Genomic DNA, 20,596 nt, shown 5'->3' with positions numbered 1-20,596 from the left:
AGACTTGCATGCAACCGATCCTTATTTCCGTGCTTTTTGCCAGCTAGATCAAAACAACGCGACCTGCATCGGATATTGCATGACGGAAATCGGTAGCCAAGCCAAAGTTGACAGCCTCCGCAACCCCGTCGCCACCGGCCATCCGCCGCAATTGGCGGTGATTGTTCCCAGCTTCAACGAGCGGGGCAATATTGAACTGCTGTACGAGAAGCTGGCGATTGCGCTGGACGAGACCGCCTGGGAAATGATCGTCGTCGACGACAATAGTCCCGATGGCACCGCCACCGTCGTCAATGAAATGTCTCGCGTTTACGCCAATGTTCGCTGCATTCGTCGGTTCGGGCGGCGCGGGTTGTCCTCGGCCTGTGTCGAGGGCATGGCATCGACGTCGGCGCCTTATGTGGCGGTGATCGACGCCGATCTGCAGCACGACGAGGCCATCCTGCCGCAAATGCTGGAAAAGGCTTTGGCCGGCGCCGACCTCGTGGTGGGGACGCGCTTTGCTGGCGAAGGCTCTGCCGCAACCGGTCTGAGCGCCACGCGCCTGTCGGGCAGCCGGCTCGCCACCAAGATGGCGGCGATGATTGCCGGTCAGCCGATCAGCGATCCGATGAGCGGGTTTTTCCTGGTGCGCCGCGACATCTTCGAGAATGTCGCGCCCAAGCTGGCCAATGACGGCTTCAAGATTTTGATCGATTTGATCGTCACCTCGGAGCGCGCCGGCAAGCCGCTTCAGATTGCTGAAGTGCCCTACACGTTCCGCCCGCGCCATGCCGGCGAGAGCAAGATGAACCCGCTGATCGTGATCCAGTATCTGGGTCTGTGGGCATCCAAGCTCAGCGGTGGCATCCTGCCGCCGAGCTTCCTGCTGTTTGGCCTCGTCGGCGTGACCGGCGTCGTCGTGCATATGGCTACGCTTGGCGCCGTCACGGCAGGGCTAGGCGGCAATGGCGCCTTGTCTTCGGAGACGATCTTCGTCGCGGCTCAAATCACCGCCACGATGGTGGCGATGACCTGGAATTTCTTCCTCAACAACAACCTGACCTATTCGGACCGTAAATTGCGCGGCCGCAAACTCGTCATCGGGCTGCTGGGTTTCTACGCGATCTGCGCCCTGGGAGGCATCGCCAATATCTCGGTGGCCAGCGGCATATATGAGTTGCGGCACCAGACCTTCATCGCCGGTCTCGCCGGCGCGGTGATGAGTTCGGTGTTCAACTATGCGGTGACGCGGGCGTTTACCTGGAAGTAGGCTTGCGGCGATCGGATCAGCGCTCAGGCCAGGATATCGATCGCCGACTTCTGCATGTCGCTGGCGACCTTGATGATCTTGGTCGAGGCTTCAAAATCGAGCTTGGCGGTGAGGACGTTGATCAACTCCTCCGCCAAGTCGGCGCCCGAATTCGGGCTGGCGATGCGAGCCGCGCTGGTCTCGAACTTTTGTGTAGCGCGCTGAAGACCGGACACGCCGCTCGACATGGCTGAAATTGTCATGAGCTCACCTCTGACTTGGTGATAGCGGCCGGGCATCTCAATCGGGTTAATTGTCTCGCTAAAACCTTATAGCAAGCTGTTTTTAACACCCCTTTCTTCCCGGGGGCTTGGCCCGCGGGCCATTGGCCGCTTGTGCGGTGCTGGTGAAGGCCCGCGGGTTAAGCCCGCGCAAAGAGCTGGTGGGATTAACCGCTGAAGGCCCTAGCTGATCTTGCCCAAAGCCGCCTCGAGCGCCGCGCTGTCGTAACCGAGCGTGGTCAGCGCGGTTGCCACAATGCCGGCGCGGTCGAGGCCGGCGGCGGCGTACATATCGGCTTGGCTGGCGTGCTCGACGAAATGATCGGGGATCATCAGCGGACGGAAGCGCAGCTTGCCGTCGAGCATTCCGTTGCGGGCGAGGAAGGTGGCAACATGGCTACCGAAGCCGCCGATGGATCCTTCCTCGACGGTCAGCAGGACATCATGATTTTGCGCCAGTTGGGCGATCAATTCCTCATCGAGCGGCTTCATGAAGCGCGCATCGGCCACGGTGGGATTGAGGCCCAAGGCCGCCAGCTTGTCGGCGGCGGCAAGCACTTCGCCCAATCGCGTTCCATAGCTCAGGATGGCGATGGTGCCGCCCTGGCGCATGATGCGGCCCTTGCCGATGGGCAGGGCGATGCCGCGGGTGGGCATGTCGACGCCCATGCCGTCGCCACGTGGATAGCGGAAAGCGATGGGGCCGTTGTCATAGGCAGTGGCGATGGCGACCATATGCTTGAGGTCTGCCTCGTCGGCGGCGGCCATCTGGACGATACCCGGAATGGCGCCGAGATAGGCAGCGTCGTAGTTGCCAGCATGGGTGGGGCCATCGGCGCCCACATAGCCCGCGCGGTCGATGGCGAAGCGCACCGGCAGATGCTGGATCGCCACGTCATGCACCACCTGGTCATAGGCGCGCTGCAGGAAGGTGGAATAGATGGCGACAAATGGCTTCATGCCTTCGGTCGCAAGGCCGGCCGCGAATGTCACTGCGTGCTGCTCGGCAATGCCGACATCGAAAATGCGGGTGGGGAAGACTTCAGCGAATTTATCGAGCCCGGTTCCCGACGGCATGGCGGCGGTGACGGCGACCACGCGCGGATCGTCGGTGGCCTCCTGGATCAGGCTTTCGGCGAACACAGCGGTGTAGGACGGCGCGTTCGAGGGGGCCTTGGCCTGGGCGCCGGTGATGACGTTGAATTTGGAAACGCCATGATATTTGTCGGCCGAGTCCTCGGCCGGGCCATAGCCCTTACCCTTTTTGGTGACGACATGAACCAGGATCGGGCCATCGTCAGCGTCGCGCACGTTGTCGAGGACGGGCAGCAGGTGATCAAGATTATGACCGTCGATGGGGCCGACGTAGTAGAAGCCAAGCTCCTCGAACAGCGTGCCGCCGGTGAAGAACGAGCGGGCAAACTCTTCGGTGCGGCGCGCCGGCTCGTGGAAGAAGGCCGGCAGTTTCTTGGTCACGGTCTTGGCGGTTTCGCGCATGCCGCGATAGGTAGGGCTCGACACCAGGCGCGCCAGATAGGCGCTGAGGGCACCCGTCGGCGGAGCGATCGACATGTCATTGTCGTTGAGGATGACGATCAGCCGGGCATCCATGGCGCCGGCATTGTTCATCGCCTCATAGGCCATGCCGGCCGACATGGCGCCATCGCCGATGACCGCTACGACGTTGCGCGGTTTGCCCTGCAAATCGCTGGCGACCGCCATGCCGAGGCCGGCGGAAATCGAGGTCGAGGAGTGACCGGCGCCGAACGGATCGTATTCGCTTTCGGCGCGACGGGTGAAGCCCGAGAGGCCATCCTTCTGGCGCAGCGTGCGAATGCGGTCGCGGCGGCCGGTGAGAATCTTGTGCGGATAGGCCTGATGGCCGACGTCCCAGATGATGCGGTCATGAGGCGTGTCGAAAACCGCATGCAACGCCACCGTCAACTCGATAACCCCGAGCCCGGCGCCCAGATGGCCGCCGGTGACCGAAACGGCGTCGATCACTTCGGCGCGCAATTCATCGGCCAGGGCGCGCAGATTTTCGCGCGGCATGGCGCGCAGATCGGCGGGCGTCGAAACGGTATCGAGCAGAGGGGTAAGCGGCTTGTCGGGCAAGCGGGCGATCCTTTACCAAGGATTGTGACAATCGAGGTTTAGGCCCAGGGCCTTGGCTTTGCAACCGGAACAGGCCTGCCGCGCCAAACGCCGCAGCCTAGCGCTAAGTTGCGATCATGCTGGAATTGGGGCGGCTACCGCTTGCCCTAGTTGAACGCGACGATCGGCGGGCGGCCGGTCTGGAAGCGGGTGGCGCTCAATTCGGCCGGAACCGCGGCGGCGCCCATGACGGTAACGTAGCGACCCATTTCGGTGGTGGGATCGAAATCGGCCTCGTCATGGTCGTAAATGACCGCGAAGTGGTCGGAAGTCATGACGACCGGGGTGAGGAAGACCTCGGCGACATGTTCAAGGTCGGGGGCGATCAGGTCGACATTGCGCATGGCATTGGCATCGGGACGCACCGTTGCCAGCGCGGCTGCCGCGAGGGGCGCAACGCGCTGCTTGCTCGTATCCTGGGGATTGCCGAACAGGCTTCTCAGCGCGTTGACGGCCGGCTGGCCGCCCAGCGAGGCCGTGCGCAGGCCATTGGCAGTGCCGGGCAGTGGCGGCAGCACGGCAATCGGCGCCTTGGGCTGAGCGCTGGCGGTGGTGCTGCGTTCTATGATCATCTGCAGGGCTCGCTGCGCCTCGGGGTCCTGCGTCAGCATGGGCGCATAGGCGGTGAGCATGGCATCGGCCGGATTGCTCATCTGCAGGCGCGGCTGCGGGATGGGAGCCGTCAGGGCGGCAATCGCGGTCACGGCGGTTTCGCCATTGCCTTCAGGTAGGGCGGCCGACGTGGCCAGCAACAGGGCCTGGGACTTGGTGGCGGGAACCGGCGCCGCAACAGCGGTCAACAATTCGGCATCGTCAAGCGGCGCGCTGCCGGTGGTCGAAAAGGGCAGGGGCGGCTGATCGACAGCGGCCATCTGGGTCGGCGCGCCCAGCGCAGCCGGACGTATAGCGGGGACGGGTGGGGCGATTTCGGTGGACGCCACCGACGCCATCTGCACGGTCGCCGGAGCACCTGCGGGGGCCTGCTCGCCGTTGCCAAAGAACATGTCGGCCAGCGAGCGGCCCGAACCGCCATCGTTGCTGGCGACCTGGGTCTCATTGTAGCGCGTGTTACCGTTGCACGGCACAGTATGGCACTGCTGCCATTGCGCCATGGCGTATTGGCGGCCGGCCTCGGACAGCGGCTTGCCGTCGGTGGGCACATGCAGCGTCTTGCCGTCCGGGAAAATCTGTTGCAACTGCGCCTTGGTCATGCGCGGCCAGGCACGCACATTGCCGGTATCCAGATGCACGAAGGGGCTGCCCGAGGTCGGATAAAAGCCGACGCCGCCGACTTGGTGGCGCATCCCGGCAGCACGCAGCTTCGTCAGGGAAATGCCCGGAATGAAAAAGTCCATTGCCTTGCCGCGCATGTGCTGGGAATTTTCGGCGACGCCCGAGCCCTTGACGGCACGCAGCGAAGCATTGGTGGCGGGGTTGCGATAGGCCGAAACAATGTTGACCGGCTGGGTGGCGCCCACTTCCTGGTAGACTTCCCAGATCAGGTCGAACAGCGCCGGGTCCATTTTCGCAGGCTCGTTGTGGCGCCAGTCGCGCAGGAAGGTGTTGAGCTGGTTCAGCCCCGCCTGGACATATTGCCCATTGCGCTTGAACACGATCCGGGCAGTTTCGCCGGTATGCGTATAATAGAGATAGAGGCTGCGCTCACTGGCTGCACTGGCTGGAACCGTCAAGGACGGCAACAGCATGGTAATGCTCATAAGCGCGCTCAAGATGAGCCGCAGGAGATGGTTGCGTATCAAGAAGCTGTCCCCGTCACGCCGAACTCTGCCCGGTTACTGTACTGTGGTCTGATTTTAGCGGAAAGTCGCGTAGAACTTATTAACGCTAACGAGACCTCTAGTGTGGCCAACCAGGCCCCTCACAGTTGCATTTTTACTGGCAAAAACTGGCTGAACCAAGGCAAAATTATGAAGCGCAAGTTAACGGCAAAAAGCCGGACCCCACAGGGCCCGGCTTTGAACAAACCATAATCGTATCCAGAAACCGCAGATCAGGGAGACAGCGCGCCGTCTTCGACTGACGCCGGAGCGGCGGCGGGGGCTGCGCCGGGTGCGTTAAGGCCCATGGCTTCGATCAGCTTGGCATTGTGGCCATAGACGTCGCCGAATGAGCGGATAGTGCCATCGGGCTGCACACGGAGGGTGAAATAGGCTAGGTGCACCGGGATCTGATGTTCGGGGTTCACCCACCGCTCACTGGTACCGAACATGGCCTCGAGCGAGGCGCGGCTGATGGTGGTTTCGTTGGCCAGCAGCGCATCGGCGAATTCCATCGGGTTCTGCACACGCACGCAGCCGTGGCTATAGGCGCGGTAGTCGCGGGCAAATAGCGATTTGGACGGGGTGTCGTGCAGATAGACGTCGTGTTTGTTGGGAAACAGAAACTTGATCTGGCCCAGAGCATTGCCGGCACCGGGGCGCTGGCGGACGCTGAACGGGAAGCTGTTGCCCACGGCCGACCAGTCGATCGAGGACGCGCTGACGACCTTGCCGCCGTAGAGCAGTTCCATGTTCTGGCCGGCAATGTAGCCAGGATTGGCACGGGTCTTGGGTGCGATTTCGTTGCGCACGATCGAGGCCGGGACGTTCCAGTAGGGATTGACGACGATGTGCTGGATGGCGTTGGAGAAAATCGGCGTCTGGTGCGCGGTGGCGCCGATGACGACGCGGGTGGTGTAAACTTCCTGCCCCTGGCGATAGATGGCGAGGCGGTATTCGGGCAGGTTGACGAAGACGTTAAAGGCGCCGAGGTCGCGCGGCATCCAGCGCCAGCGTTCCATATTTGCCAGGATGTCGTTGCGGGTGATGGCGGTGCCGCCATTCAGCGCGGCGACGGTGGCCGGGCCCATAATGCCGTCGGTGGTCAGGCCCAAGCTGCCCTGAAAAGCCTTGATGGCGTCGATCAGCGCGTCGTCATAGGTTGTGTCGGCCACGGCGGGCACTTCGAGGCGCTCGCGCAACTGGGGAACGCGGTCGTCGCTCATGCCGGGCTTAAGCGTCTTGCCGTCGGCGATGTGGACGGGTTGGTCGACGCTGCCAGCGTCGAAATTGGCCAAAGCCGCCTTGAGGGCGAGGAATTCGGGATGGGTCGGCTCGAGTGCCTGAAGTACAGCGACGGGGTCGGCGCTCGAGGCGAGCTGCATCATCAGCGCCGACTGGTCCAGAACCTTGGGCTGGATGTCGAGGTTTTCCGATAGCGACAGCGGGCGGATGCGACCGGTATAGATATTGCTGGCATAGCGCATGGCGGCGCCAGAAAAGGCGGTTTCGAGCGCCGCCATCTTGAGCGGATCGCCCTTGGCGCCGGCAACATCGAGATCGGGCGTCAGGTAGTCGCTGGGGCGCAGGCCTTCGCTGCCGGCGGCCAGGAACAGCTTGAGGATTTTCTGAGCGGAGGCGGAAAAGGCCACGTCACCATTGGCCGCCTGCTCCAGCCAAAGCGGCTCGAAATGGCGCTCGCCGTAAAAGAAATAGAGTTTCTGGGCTTCGTTATAGGCAGTGCTGCCCTTGGCGGCGCCGTAATAAGCAGTGGCGAGGCCGGTCTTGATGGTGCGGGCCAACTCGCTCTGGGGCGGCGCGATGACCACTCGCGTCGGCAGCGTCGTCGTCGCGTCCTGCGCCAAGGCCGGCAGAGCAGTGCTGGCACCGGCGAGAGCGGCGAAAAGGCAGACCATAAGCTTGTTCATGCGAACTCCGGCGGCGCTGTCGCGGGCTCGGGCCAGGCCAGAATCAGGCCTCCGACCAGTCGTTCCGCATGAAAAAATCAATACTCCGCAAATCTTAACGGGCGCAATCGCTCGCAATGTTGTGAGCGATGTTTGTGGCGGCCCTGCAACTTGGTGTCGCACACAGATTTATGGCCGCATTGATGAATGCGGCGTGAATGCGGATGAACAGCACTGCCGCAGCGGCCGGCGTGTTACCCCAAACCTACAGGCAATAGCCGCATCAAAGCCGGACGGGCTGGCCGGTGCGGATGCTCTCGTCGGCGGCAAGACAGATGCGGAGGGACGCGACGGCGTCGTCCATATGGCGGGTCAGGTCGTAATCCTGCGTCACCGCCTGATAGACGAAATCCTGCTCGCGGTCGCACAATTGCTGGTGCCCCGGCTCGTCGTGCATGTCCAGCCAGTCATCCGCCCGCGTCAGCTTGCCCTCTGCGTCAGTTTCGGCGTGATGCACCAGCAGGCGCGAGGTCTGGGTATGGGCGTTGATATCGGCCGAGCCTGCGCCCCCGTCCATGACGATGGACACCGAGCCGCCCGGCGACATGACGTCCTTCACGAAGTAGGCGGTTTCCGACATCATCGGACCCCAGCCAGCCTCGTACCAGCCGAGGCTCCCGTCGTCGAACAGCACCTGGAAGTGGCCGTAATTGTACATGCCCGTGGGGAGGCCCTTCGCCATGTTCAGGCCCATGCCGCGCACTTCGACGGGCTTGGCGTCGGTGATCTGGCACATGACATCGACATAATGCACGCCGCAATCGACGATCGGCGAGGTGGTCTGCATGATCTGCCGATGAATGTCCCAGGCCGCGCCGCTGGACTGCTGGTTGAGGTTCATGCGGAAAACATAAGGACCACCCAGCCCGCGGGCTTCTTCGATCAGCCGCATCCAGGAGGGATGGTGGCGCAGGATATAGCCGATCACCAGCTTGCGGCCATTGGCCTTGGCGGCGGCAACGACGCGCTCGGCATCGTGCACATTGGCCGCCAGCGGCTTTTCCACGAACACATGCGCGCCGCTGTCGAGCGCCGCGACCGCATAATCGGCATGGGTATTGGTGTGAGTGGCGATCGACACCACGTCGGGCGAAAACTCCGCCAGCGCCGCGGCATAATCCTGCCGCAGCGGATATCCGGCCAGCTCATCGGGCAGGGCCCGTGCCGAGCGGTTGACCAGCCCGACAATCTCGAAGCCCGGATGGTTGTGATAGGCGATGGCGTGACTGCGTCCCATCTGACCAAGGCCGACGACGAGCACTTTCAACTTCTGATCCGACATTTGCAGGTCCCTGCTATTTGAGGAGAGGTTGAGCGGCCTTAGGCCGCTGCGCGCTTTTCGCTGGCGATCTTGCGGGCGCCGAAGGTGGCGAGCGCAACCGAGTACAGCGTCGGATTGGTGGCCGTCATGGTCGGAATGACGCCATTGCCGGCGACATAGAGGTTTTCGAACCCCCAGACGCGACTATTACGGTCGCAGACGCTGCTGCCATCATCGGTTTCGCCCATGCGCATGGTGCCCTGATAGTGCAGCGAACTGCCCACCGGCTGCACGAAAGTGGTAAAGCCCGGTGCCGCGCGACCGATGATCTCGGCGATGCTGCGCGCCGTGGCCTTGGCATATTCCTGCCGCGCCTTGTCGGCCTCAGACTCGCGCCACTGGATGGAAATCGCCGGCAGGCCCATCCAGTCGCACCTGGTCTCGTCGAACAGCACGCGATTGTCGGGGTTGAGATCGGACGGGCAGAAAACCCCCATGCCCACAGCCTGCCCGGTCAGGCCGTCCGGGCGGGTCATACTGGTCAGGTTCGTCGGATGGATGGTGACGGTGAAGGGGAAATCGTTGGTCGGGGGAATCCAGCTCATCGCCTGCATCGGCACCTCGTTCTGCATCTCGGCCATTTGCGAGATGATGAAGTGGTCGTTCAGGTAGCGGCCCAGCGCCGCCGGGCGGATACCGGACGCATAGAGGAGCTGCGGCGAATGCAGCGCGTCGCAAGCAACGATAACGGTGCCGGCAGCGACGAACCAGGTTTCGTCCTCACCCGGCTTGCAGAGTTCGACGCCGGTAACCTGGCCGCCCTCATGAACGATCCGGCGGCAGGCCGTTTCGGCTAAAATCTGGAAGCTATCGGCCGGTTCGTCGACCATTGGCCCCAGCACCACATCCGTGCCGTGGTAACGCAGTCCATTGGGCCCGGGCGTTGCCGCCAGCGGCATAGGTTGCACGAAACGGTCAGGCGAACGACCCGGGTTGAATGTCGCGCCCAGCTTTTCGCGCATGGCGATGGCGGTCTGGTCGTTGGGGTGCGGGTTGGTGTTGGTGCCCAGCAGTCCCTGGGCGACGACGATGGCAGCGGCCAGCTCGTCCGCCGGGATAAACGGCACGCGCTCCACCTGCGACGGGGTCGGGGTTCCGGTGGACCATTTGGTGCCCATGCCGCCGACATTGGCCGCCGAAAAACCGGCAAACAGATTTTCGACGGGATCGGCCTCATTGGCGATGAACAGGCCTGAACGGCGCAAATAGGACGCGTCGAAGCCGCCGGCACGGCGTGCTTCCCACTCCTCCTTGCTCATCGGCGTGCGCGGCGTACGATCGCCGCCCTGGGCCTGCATTTCGAGCGCGGCGCGCTCCTTGAGGTCCACGATATTGTCCAGATGCGCGCCGGTCTGCGGCAGGATTTGCGGGCCGGCCTCGACCATCAGGATGCGCGCTTCGGGCCAGTCGCGCCGGATGATCCGCGCATAGGCCGAACCGGTGGGGCCGCTGCCCACGATGACGACATCTGTGGATTCTTGACGCATCGGCCGGCCCTCATCCCATTTTGAACTGGTATGGAAATGGTATTAATGGTACTTTATTGGTACGTAAAGTGCACATTTAACGCCGTGCTCGCAACGACCGTTTCGTCTTCCCGGAGCGCCTTCATGAAACTCGGCCTGTCGTCCTATAGCTTCCGTCCATTGTTGGCCAATGGTGCGTTGCAGATCGAAGATATGTTCGATTGGCTGAGCGCCAATCAGGCAGAGCATCTGGAAATCGCGACGTTTTCGTTTGCTAAGCCAGGTACCGAGGCCGGCTATGATTTAACGACAGAGACGGAAACTTTGCAGCGCGTTACGGCGGCGTCAGCAAAGACCGCCGTGCCAATCTCCGGCATCTGCCTGGGCGCCAAACTGGTCTTTGTCGACGCGGACGAGCGGCGCGCGCAGATCGAGCTGGTGAAACGCCATATCGAGCTGTGTAACCGCCTTGAGATCGGCCTGCTGCGACATGATGTCGTGCTGTGGTCTCACCGGTTCGGCCAAACCGCCGAGTTCGAGAGCGTTTTTCCCGCCATCGCCGAGGCGTGCCACGAGATTGCGAGTTTTGCTGCGACCCAGGGCGTCACCACGAGCGTCGAGGACCACGGCTTCTTCATGAACGGCAGCGACCGCATCCGGCGCCTGCTGCACGCGGTCAACCTGCCCAATTTCAAGTTCACCCTGGATGTGGGCAATTTTCTCTGCGTCGACGAAGACGCCGTGGTGGCGACGAAAGCCAGCCTTGGCGATGCCAGCTTCGTCCACCTCAAGGACTTTTACGTCCGCCGCACCGCGCCCGGACCGGGCTGGCTCGAAACGCTCGGCGGCCAGTTCATCCGCGGCTCGGTGTTCGGCTTCGGCGACCTGCAAACCAAAATGATCCTGGAGGCCGTGGTCGCGTCCGGTTATGACGGCTTCGTCTCGCTCGAATACGAGGGGAACGAGCCGACCTTGTTTGGCTGTGAAACCGGGCTTGGCAATATCCGTCGCATGCTTGGCGAAATTCGCGGCGCCTAAAGCGCCGCGATCCGGTCCGCGCTTTCCTTGAGGGCTTTGAGGCGGTGGCGGTCGCCCCCCGGCATTTCGACAGAGCCCCAGCCGGAATAACCCGAGGCGAGCAGCGCGCTGTTGACTGTCGCCCAATCGCAGTCGCCTTCGCCGAGTTCGACTTCGAAGCCTTTCCAGGGCCCATCAGCATTCATCCGCGTCAGGCTGAATTCCTTGATGTCGATCTTGATTATGCGCTTGCCGAGCGCCTCGATCCAATGCGCTGGGCGGCTGTAGCGCAACACATTGCCCACGTCGAAATACCAGCCGACACGAGCGCTGCCGAACTCGTCGACGAACCGGGCGGCCTCAAGCGGGCTGAGCAGGAAGTCGTTCCAGACATTTTCGATCGCGATCGACACGCCGGTCGTCTCGGCATGGTCCAACACCTTGCGCAGTTCGGTTTGAGCCAGCGCATAGGCCTGGCTGTAGCTGGTCTGGGCGTTGACCACGCCGGGCACCACCAACACCGTGCTGGCGCCGTATTCGCGTGCATTATCGAGTGCCGTGCGGATGGCCTCGACGCCAACCTGGCGCACGGCCGGATCAGGATCGGTCAGCGGCGCTTTCCAATGCATGGAGTTGATCACGCCTGGAATGGCGAGGCCACTGCGGTCCCGAGCCGCCACGACCTCACCCATGGGGAGCTCGTTGGGTGCGTCGAGTTCCACGCCGTCGAAACCCAGATCGGCCAGCAGCAGGAACTTGTCGAGAATCGACAGCGTCGGCTCCTCGATCATGCTCCATTTGAGGCTCAACTTGGTGAGCGCGCGCGTCGGTTCGTTCAATGAATTCATGGCCATGCCGGAGTGTGACATCCCACCCGCTGCGTTGGCAAGCGGTCATGCCAAGCTCAAATTTGCGAGGCCAGGATTGGCGGGTTCCTCGCTATGACAGTCGGCATTCTTCTGGCCTCACGGCAAGCCGCCGGTTCAAGGGGTCGAGGTCGATGTCGACAACAGGGACCTTCTCGCGCACCAATTGACACTGCAGAAATACCGTCATCGCTGCCTTTTCGATAAGCACACATTCTCTTGCATGATATAATGGTGACGTTTTCATTGGAGCCGCAAAGAATCATGCGACGTCGACCGACGATCAGAGATGTGGCTTCGGCCTCGGGCGTATCGATGGGGACCGTGTCGCGGGTTGCGGCCAAATCGAGCGTGGTCAGCCCCGAGACCCGCCATCGCGTTGAACAGGCGATGCGCACACTCGGCTATGTGCCCAATATTGCCGCCCGGACGATGCGCACCAACCGGACCAAGATCGTCGGCCTGTTGCTGCCGGATTTGGCGAACACGGTTTTTCTGCTACTGGCCAAGGCGGCCGAGCGGTTGCTCGGCGCGGAGGGCTACACGCTTTTCCTTTATTCGTCGGAGCGCTCACCGACGCGCGAGATCGAATTTCTGGAACTGGCGTCGCGTTATCGTATGGACGGGCTGATCGTCAGCCTGTCCGACGAGACTAACCAGTCCGTGGTCGAGGCGCTGTCGAAGATGGAGTGTCCCATCGTGCTGCTGGATCGCGATACGCCGATCCGCGCCGACGTGGTGTTCTCCGAGCATGCCGAGGCCATGCAGCGCGTGACCGCCCATCTGATCGAGTTGGGTCATCGCCGGATCGCGCTGATCACTGCGCCACTGGGTATCCGGCCCGGCCGCGAGCGTGTGCTAGGTTATCGTGCGGCGCTGCGCGATGCGGGTCTGGGCGTGGACGAGGCGCTGATCGGCCACGACTACCAGACGAGCAAATACGGGTTCTCCAAAGCGCTGGAAATGCTGCGGCGGCCAGTGCCGCCCACCGCCGTCATCGCGGGTGGCGACGAGATTTTCTATGGCGTGTTGCGCGCGACGCGGCAGCTTAATCTGGCCATACCCGGGGACGTGTCGATTGTGGGGGCCGACAACCGCATGCTGTCCGACGTGGTCACGCCGATGATCACTATCATCGATCGGGACATGGAACAGGTGGGCGACACTGCCGCCGACATGCTGATCCGGCGGATGAACGGGGAAGGGGGCGAGCCGGTGCATGTTCACCTGCCCAGCGAAGTCATCCTGCGCAGCTCGACCGCCAAGCCGCGGCCGGACGTGGTTTAGGCGATGGCGGCGGCAAGCTGGGTTTGCAGGTTTTCGTTGTCGACCTGCAGCCGGCGCCGGGCGCGCCCCTCGGTGTCGAAAAGATAGAGATCGGCGCGGTTGAGGGTGAATGTCGCCTCGCTGCCGCGATCGACGCGCAGGGCCCGATGCAGGTGCGCCACCAGTTCCCGGTCCTGCTGGGCGATATGACCGTACCAGTAGGAGGCGTGCCCCATATATTCCACCACGGTTGTCAGCCCGGTGATCCTGACTTCTTCGGAGCCGCGATAATGCAGGTCCTCGGGGCGGATGCCGATTTCGATTTGGTCGCCGGCCTTGAGGCCATCGGGTTCGCAAGGCACCTCGATGATGCCCGGGGCGACGCCGGGCACCGAGACGCGCACGCTTTCGGCAGTGACGCCTTGCACGGTGCCGTGCAGGAATTGCATGCGCGGCGAGCCGATGAAGCCGGCTACGAAGCGGTTGGCGGGCTGATAGTAGACCTCGAGCGGGGTGCCCACCTGCTGCACCTTGCCCAGATGCATCACGATGATCTTGGTGCCCAGCGTCATGGCCTCGATCTGGTCGTGGGTGACGTAGATCATAGTGGCCGCCAGGCTATCGTGCAGCTTGGCGAGCTCGAGACGCATCTCCACCCGCAGTTCGGCATCGAGGTTGGAGAGCGGCTCGTCGAACAGGAACACCTTGGGCTCGCGCACGATGGAGCGGCCAATGGCAACGCGCTGGCGCTGCCCGCCCGACAGGTTCTTCGGCAAGCGGTCAAGATAGGGCTCGAGCTTGAGGATGCGAGCAGCGTTGGCGACGCGCTCCTTGATCACCGCCTTGGATTCCCCGCGCATGCGCATGCCGAACGAGATGTTCTTGGAGACGCTGAGGTGGGGAAACAGCGCATAAGACTGGAACAGCATGCCGACGCCGCGCTCGGCGGCGGGCGTCGCGTTCATCACCGCGCCGCCAATGCTGATATCGCCCCGCTGATGTTCCTCAAGGCCCGCGATGACGCGCAACAGCGTCGACTTTCCGCAGCCGGACGGCCCCAGGATCACGGCGAAATCGCCGTCGTCGATCTCAACATTGATGTCCTGCAACACCTGCACGCGGCCGTAGAACTTGTCGATATTTTGCAGCGATACAGTTGCCAACTTGGTGTCTCCAGTAAGCCAGGCGTCAGATGCCTTCGATGCCCTTGATGAATTTGCGCACCACGGCGACGAAGATGACCATCAGCGGAATCGACACCGAAACGTAGGCGGCGAACAGCGCGCCATAGTCGACCTGATGCTCGCCCTTGAAGCCGAGCGCGGCCACGGCGACGGGCATCTTGGTGGCGTCGCCCACGGTGATCAGCGGCCATAGCAGTTCGTTCCAGGTGAATAGCAGATCGAGGATCGCGACCGTGCCCAGCCCCGGCAGCGCCAGCGGCAGGGCGACGAACAGCAGCAGTTGGACCTCGTTGGCGCCCTCGATGCGGGCCGCCTGGAATAGCTCACCAGGTAGCCTTTCGAAGAACAGGCGCATGATGTAAATGCCGATGACGATCTCGAAACCGGCGAAGGGCAGAATCAGCGCCCATGGCGTGCCCAGCAATTTGAGGGCTTTGACTTCCACGAACAGCGGCACCAGCGTCAGCACGCCGGGGATCATCAGTAGGGCGACGACGCAGAGGAACGCCGCGTTCTTGCAGGGAAACTTCATCCGCCCGAAGGTGTAGCCGCCCAGCAGCGACAGGATGAGCACGATGACCAGGGTGCCCAATGAATACTGCGCCGAATTGAGGATGGCGACCGAAACCTTGGGCCAGACCTGGGCATAATTGGGCCAGTCAAAAGGGAAAGTGAACCACCAATAGTTCTCGAAGAACTGGTTCGGCGATTTCACCGAAGTCGCGAGCAGGAACAGGAACGGATACCAGGTCAGCGCGGCCAGGATGAGCAGTGCGAACTGTTGCGGCACGGCGTAGCGTTTGAGCGCCCGGAACTCAGTCGACATCGTAGGCACTCCGATAGCGCAGCCACATCGAGATGACGGTGAAGATGAGCCCGACGCCCAGCATCACCACGCCAACCGCGCAGGCCTGGCCGAACTTGCCGTAGTCGAAGGCGGTTCGGTACAGGTAATAGGCCGGCAATTCGGTGGAGGTGCCAGGACCGCCACGCGTCAGGATCAGCTGCGGCTCGGTGGTCTGCAGTCCTTCGAGGATCAGCAGTACAGCCACGAAGACGATGCCGCCGCGCAGCATCGGCAGATCGACGTTCCAGATCCGCTTCCAGATCGAGCAGCCTTCTAGTTGGGCCGTTTCGATGATGTCGCGTGGCAGGCCCTCGAGCGAGGCGACGAAGATCAGGAAGGCGAGTGAGGAAACGAAGGGAAAGCCGATAAAGGCCAGGGCGCCCAGCGCCGTCGATGATTGCCCGAGCCAGGGCTGCTGCCAGGCGCCCAGGCCGATGAGATTGAGCGCCTCGTTGATCAGCCCGACCTGCGGATCGTAAATGAAGGCCCACATCAGGTAGATCACCGAGCGGGGCACCACGAGCGGGATGACGAAGGCGATTTTCCAGAACATGCGCACCCGCTCGTTGCGGATGCTGAAGATCAGTTCGGCGGCAATGAAGGCAAACAGCAGGACCGCGATGGTGCGCAGCGAGGTGTATTTCGCCATGTTGACGAAGGCGTCGCGGAAGACGTTGTCGTTGAACAGGTCGGTGAAATTCTTGAAGCCGATAAAGGCGTCCTTCTTGCGCCCGTCCCAGTTGGTCAGGGAGTGGTAGAAGGCCGAAAAGGTCGGGATATAGCGGAAGATGATTAGCTCGGCGGCGACCGGCAACAGGAACAGGAACGGCACCCAGCGCGACATGATGCGCAGCCGGCTCTGGGGCACGGATGACACACCCGCCCGGTCGATCGCGATGCTGGTCATGCTGGGCCTCCCGTTCAGGAACTACAAAGGTGTGACGATAATGCGGAGCGCTCGCCTCGTGAGCGAGCGCTCCCTGGGAGCCGTTACTTGTTGCACCAGTCCCAGCTATTGGCTTCGCACTGATCGGCTACGGCCTTGTCGAGCAGGGCCTGATACTGGGTCTTCATCTCGTCGCGCGAGATTTCGCCCAGCATGAAGCTCTGCAACAGTCGGTTGTGCGGCGTGCCGTACTGCTCGCCATTATAGCGGCTGACGGCGTCGGTGATGCCGCGTTCGGGCAGCTGCGAGATGGCCGAGAACCCCTTGGCAACCTCGGCCGGCTCCACGCCCTTGATGACCGGCAGATTGCCTTCGTCATAGGCGGCGATGCGCTGGGCCTGCGCCGGCGCAGTGAGGAACTTGAGGAAATCGACCGACGCATCGAGCGTGCCGCGATCGGCGGCGCCCGACGAGATGCCGAACTGACCGCTCGAAGAGGGGCCGCCGACGCGATAGATGGTGGGCTGGGTCAGGTACTTGCTGTTCTGACTGGTAAAGGGCGGGAAATAGGTCGTCGTCACCGAGAACTTGGCCGTATCGCGCACTGTCGGGGCATTCCAGGTGCCGAGCCAGGCCATGGCGACCTTGTCGTTGAAGAACAGGTTCATGATCTGGTCGAGGCTTGTAATGCCCGCAAAGCCTTCCACGATGCAGTTGTCGGTCACTTCCTTGGTCAGGTCGAGGAAGGTGTCGAAGCGCGGGTCCGTGGTGCTGAACTTGCCGTCATGGGTGGCCTTGGCCATTTCTTCGGGCGTCAGCTGGCGGTCCTTCATGAACGGATTTTCGTAGGCGGGCAGGTGCCAGCTCGGAATCTGGTCGGCGAAGGCAGCGCTGATCAGCAGGGTGTCGAGCCATTGATCGGTGCTCCAGCCCGGCGTCGCGAACACGCCCAGCGGCTGGATGCCCTTGGCCTTTAGATTCTTGCAGCTCTTGATGAAGTCGGTCCAGCTCGCCCAGTTGGTGTCGATGCCATTGGCCTTCATCAGGTCATTGTTGATGAACAGGCCCGTCTCCACCCAATTGGTGTTGACCTGATACCAGTTGCCGTCCGGCGCGCGGATCTGGGCTTTCACATTGTCGAAGAATTCGTCATTCCACTTATCGTGGCCAGGCTGGCCAGCGGGGATGTAGTCGTTGGGGCCATCGAGGTATTCGTTGAGGGCCGTCCAGCGGTCGGCTTCGGCATTGCGGGTGTAGTAGTGCGACCAGCCGATATCGGGTTCGTCGCCGGCCGCGTAGCGGGTGGACAGCCAGGCGAAATAGGTCGACTGGTCGCCGCCGAGCCAGGGCACCGGCTCGATCTTGGTATCGGGATGCAGCTTTTCGTAGTCGGCAATGATCGCGTCCATGGTTTCCTTGGAGCGCGGATCGGAGTCGGGGGCGTAAAGCTGGCCCATATAGATTTTGACAGTGGTTTGAGCATAGGCGGCCCCTGTCAGCGCAGTGAGACCCATCAGGCCCATCGTCAGGCCCTTGGCGAGTATACTCAGTCGCATTCTCTTCCTCCCTAGTTGAACGTGTCTTAGGCACTCCCCGTCATGCGGCCAGGCGCAAGGTGATCGTGCGGCGGCCGGGACTGACCGGCAGCCCTTCCTGGCTCATGCTGCGCGCCGCCTCCTCGCGGCTCAATGCGCGGTCGTCCATGGTGATATCAGCCGCGCCCGCTGGCAGCTTCAGCCGCGCTTTGGTTCCGGGCGGGGTGGTGAACGAATAGGTGACCTGGCCGTCTTCGATCTGCCAACCGGCTTCGATGCGGCCGTAGCGGGTGTCGTGGCTCGCCTGGAGTGGCGCGAGTTCAGCATGGAATTCGGGGGCGATGATGATCGAGCCAAAGCCCGGCGCCTGCGGATCGGCCTGAATGCCGGCCAGATGGTGATAGAACCAGTAGACCACCGCCCCATAGGCATAGTGATTGTAGGAATTCATCGAGGTGGCGGGCGTGCCCTCGAGGTCGATGCCGTCCCAGCGCTCCCAGATCGTGGTGGCGCCGCGCTTGACCTGATAGAGCCAGCCCGGACTGGCTTCGACCAGTAGCAGCTTGATGGCGATATCGTGCAGCCCGATCTTGGAGAGGGTGGGCAGCAGTTGCGCGGTGGCGATAATGCCGGTGCCCAGTTGCAGGCCGGGCTCGTTCAGGCCACCGGTGCGATAGATGGCCTTCTTGAAGTCCTCGATGGCCTTGTCGTGCCACTGCTCGGGGATCAGGTCGTTGGCGAAGGCAAACACATAAGCGCCCTGTGAATTGTAGAGCAGCCGCCCGGTCGCGGTGATGAATTCGCGCTGGAAAGCGGCCTTGATCTTGCTGGCCAAGGCTTCATGATGGTCGGCAATAGTCGTTTCGCCCAAAATCCGGGCGGCCCGCGCTACCGTTCGGGTCGAGGCGTAATAATAGGCCGTGGCGACGAAATCGTCGCCGGTATTGGGGTTGGGCTTGACGGTGGAGCCCTGCGGCTGGACCCAGTCGCCAAAGGTGAAGCCGCGCTCGGCGATCATGGTGGGGGGATGCCGTACGCCATCGGGTGACATGCTGGTGAGGTAGCCGATCCAGCGCACCATGGCGGGCAGGTTCTCGGCCAGAATATCCTTGTCGCCGGTGAAGGTCCAAACCGTCCACGGCACCGCGCAGATCGCGTCGCCCCAGCAGGCGCTGCCGTAAAAATTGGGCATATTGGCTTCGTTATAGCGATTGGGGTGTGGCACCACATGGCTGATGGCACCGTCTTCGCGCTGGTCGGCCACCATGTCGCGCAGCCATTTGCGGAAGAACGGTGCCGTATCGCGCAGGTAGGAGGCGGTCGGCGAGAAAATCTGCGCATCACCGGTCCAGCCCAAGCGCTCGTCGCGTTGCGGGCAGTCCATGGGTACATCGAGGAAATTGCCGCGCAGGCTCCAACTGGCGTTTTCGTGCAGCCGGTTGATCAGCGGGTTGCTGCAGGAAAAGCTGCCTGTCTCGACCAGATCTGAGGTGAACGGCACCGATACGATCGACACCAACTGGGCGTGTCCGGTGATCGTCACCCGGGCGTGGCGAAAGCCCATGAAGGTGAAAACCGGCTGATAGCTTTCTTCGCCGCCGCCCTTGAGCGTGTAATCGAGCTGCACCTTGGCGCCGCGAAAGCTGGTGCTGTTGAGGTCCTTGCCCTCGGCATCTAGGATCTCGGCGAAATTGACCCGAACCGTGGCGCCGCGTTCGCCCGACAGGGTGAGCTTGACCGCGCCGGCGACGTTCTGACCGAAATCGACCAGCGTGACACCTGGGCCGATAGCGCTTTGGTCGACGGCATGTAAATGCGGAAGCTCGCGAATGGGCGGAGCCTCCTGGGCCACCAGCGTCGACTTATCGAGTGGCAGTACATCGACGCCGCCAATAGGGCCGGTCTCGCCTTCGAGCCGGGCATCGTAGGTTTCGCCAGGGTAAATGCCCGACATCAGCACCGGCGTCAGGCCGCTGGTCCAACTGCTGTCGGTGATCACCGATTGCGCTGTGCCGGTGGCATCTACCATGCGCAGTTCGGCGAGGCACCCCACGCGATCGCCATAGGCGTTGACGATGCGATGAGCGGGCCAGCAGATTTCGCCCCGATACCAGCCATCGCCAAGCCAGACCTCGATCGAATTTTCGCCGACCTGCAAGTGCTCGGCGATGTCATAGGTGAGATAGCCCAGACGCTCGCGATACGAGGTCCAGCCGGGCGTTAGCTCATCCGCCCCAACGCGCCGCCCGTTAATGAAGCAGCGGAATATCCCGTAGCTGGTGATGTAGAGGCGCGCGCTGGTTGGTTTGCTGGCCAGCGTGAACCGCTTCGCCACCGATGGCGCTCGTTTCTCGGCGCCCGGATCGGTCTGCGGGCCAATCATCTCGCCGCGCCAATCGGCGGTGGATAGTTTGGCGGTTTCGAACCAAGCCGGCTCGCTGCTGGCCTCAGCGCCGGCATCGCCCCAAATCCTGACACGCCAGTAATAGCGCTGATGGGCGGATAGTGGCCCCTCATAATCGATGTGTTGGGAGTTTTCGCTCTCGACGCGCCCGGTGGTCCAAACCATCGAGCCGGCGGCAAAGTCCGGTGCCGTCGCGACCTCCAGCTCATAGGCGATCTGACGCTGCGCGCTCCATTCCGCGGGCAGATACCAGCCAAGGTTCTTCGGCGCGGCATCTACGACTGGTGGCTGCGGCGCAATCAGCGTGAACAGCATCTCTTCCCCCTCCGGCTTCGTCGCGGACACTTTTTGGCGTCTCGTTGTTCCAACTCTGCCTAACCATAATGTAAACGT

The 20,596-nt window shown here is 62.5% G+C and carries 15 protein-coding genes; 3 read left to right on the top strand and 12 right to left on the bottom strand.

What is annotated here, in order from left to right:
* The first annotated feature begins 79 nt into the window (after positions 1-79).
* Positions 80-1,252 carry a glycosyltransferase family 2 protein gene (locus JWP26_RS01490; RefSeq protein WP_299722388.1) on the top strand — a complete coding sequence of 391 codons (1,173 nt, stop codon included), beginning with the start codon at positions 80-82 and terminating at the stop codon, positions 1,250-1,252.
* 23 nt (positions 1,253-1,275) lie between these two features.
* Here JWP26_RS01490 and JWP26_RS01485 read toward each other — a convergent pair whose 3' ends face one another.
* The 6 genes from JWP26_RS01485 to JWP26_RS01460 all read right to left on the bottom strand — a co-directional run bounded on the left by JWP26_RS01485 (position 1,276) and on the right by JWP26_RS01460 (position 10,219).
* Entirely contained in the window at positions 1,276-1,494 is a 219-nt protein-coding gene (locus JWP26_RS01485; protein ID WP_299722385.1) for a flagellar basal body rod C-terminal domain-containing protein, read from the bottom strand.
* 201 nt (positions 1,495-1,695) lie between these two features.
* Complete coding sequence (gene dxs / locus JWP26_RS01480) at positions 1,696-3,627, bottom strand: 1-deoxy-D-xylulose-5-phosphate synthase (protein WP_299722383.1); 1,932 nt, start codon at positions 3,625-3,627, stop codon at positions 1,696-1,698.
* Positions 3,628-3,773: 146 nt separating this feature from the next.
* A complete protein-coding gene (locus JWP26_RS01475; protein WP_299722381.1) occupies positions 3,774-5,384 on the bottom strand; it encodes a DUF882 domain-containing protein in 1,611 nt (536 codons plus the stop codon).
* Positions 5,385-5,677: 293 nt separating this feature from the next.
* Positions 5,678-7,372, bottom strand: a complete 1,695-nt coding sequence (locus JWP26_RS01470) for a L,D-transpeptidase family protein (protein ID WP_299722379.1) — start codon at positions 7,370-7,372, stop codon at positions 5,678-5,680.
* A gap of 262 nt (positions 7,373-7,634) precedes the next feature.
* Positions 7,635-8,693, bottom strand: a complete 1,059-nt coding sequence (locus JWP26_RS01465) for a Gfo/Idh/MocA family oxidoreductase (RefSeq protein WP_299722377.1) — start codon at positions 8,691-8,693, stop codon at positions 7,635-7,637.
* A 38-nt stretch (positions 8,694-8,731) separates the two neighbouring features.
* Positions 8,732-10,219 carry a GMC oxidoreductase gene (locus JWP26_RS01460; RefSeq protein ID WP_299722375.1) on the bottom strand — a complete coding sequence of 496 codons (1,488 nt, stop codon included), beginning with the start codon at positions 10,217-10,219 and terminating at the stop codon, positions 8,732-8,734.
* 123 nt (positions 10,220-10,342) lie between these two features.
* Between JWP26_RS01460 and JWP26_RS01455 the strand changes: the two genes are divergently transcribed.
* A complete protein-coding gene (locus tag JWP26_RS01455) occupies positions 10,343-11,236 on the top strand; it encodes a sugar phosphate isomerase/epimerase (RefSeq protein ID WP_299722373.1) in 894 nt (297 codons plus the stop codon).
* Here the strand turns inward: JWP26_RS01455 and JWP26_RS01450 are convergent.
* On the bottom strand, positions 11,233-12,063 hold the full coding sequence (locus JWP26_RS01450; RefSeq protein ID WP_299722371.1) for a sugar phosphate isomerase/epimerase: 831 nt from the start codon (positions 12,061-12,063) through the stop codon (positions 11,233-11,235). The two genes, JWP26_RS01455 and JWP26_RS01450, sit on opposite strands and share 4 nt — an antisense overlap.
* 282 nt (positions 12,064-12,345) lie before the next feature.
* Between JWP26_RS01450 and JWP26_RS01445 the strand changes: the two genes are divergently transcribed.
* On the top strand, positions 12,346-13,368 hold the full coding sequence (locus JWP26_RS01445; protein ID WP_299722369.1) for a LacI family DNA-binding transcriptional regulator: 1,023 nt from the start codon (positions 12,346-12,348) through the stop codon (positions 13,366-13,368).
* On the opposite strand, the gene JWP26_RS01440 is transcribed toward JWP26_RS01445, so the two are convergent.
* From JWP26_RS01440 to JWP26_RS01420, 5 genes are all read right to left on the bottom strand, one after another.
* Positions 13,365-14,510, bottom strand: a complete 1,146-nt coding sequence (locus JWP26_RS01440) for an ABC transporter ATP-binding protein (RefSeq protein ID WP_299722367.1) — start codon at positions 14,508-14,510, stop codon at positions 13,365-13,367. The two genes, JWP26_RS01445 and JWP26_RS01440, sit on opposite strands and share 4 nt — an antisense overlap.
* Positions 14,511-14,535: 25 nt before the next feature.
* Positions 14,536-15,357 (bottom strand): carbohydrate ABC transporter permease, encoded by an 822-nt coding sequence (locus tag JWP26_RS01435; protein WP_299722365.1) that lies wholly within the window; start codon positions 15,355-15,357, stop codon positions 14,536-14,538.
* Entirely contained in the window at positions 15,347-16,285 is a 939-nt protein-coding gene (locus JWP26_RS01430) for a carbohydrate ABC transporter permease (protein WP_299722363.1), read from the bottom strand. Before JWP26_RS01430 ends, JWP26_RS01435 begins: the two co-directional genes overlap by 11 nt.
* A gap of 83 nt (positions 16,286-16,368) precedes the next feature.
* The gene (locus JWP26_RS01425; protein ID WP_299722361.1) at positions 16,369-17,820 is read right to left on the bottom strand and encodes an ABC transporter substrate-binding protein; all 1,452 of its coding nucleotides are present in this window, start codon (positions 17,818-17,820) and stop codon (positions 16,369-16,371) included.
* A 40-nt stretch (positions 17,821-17,860) separates the two neighbouring features.
* Positions 17,861-20,548, bottom strand: a complete 2,688-nt coding sequence (locus JWP26_RS01420) for an alpha-L-rhamnosidase (protein ID WP_299722359.1) — start codon at positions 20,546-20,548, stop codon at positions 17,861-17,863.
* Positions 20,549-20,596 lie beyond the last annotated feature (48 nt).

This window comes from Devosia sp., from assembly GCF_028290435.1.
Lineage (GTDB): Bacteria > Pseudomonadota > Alphaproteobacteria > Rhizobiales > Devosiaceae > Devosia.
Note: the sequence above shows the minus strand (reverse complement) of the source record. Positions and strands in the feature narration are given on the sequence as shown.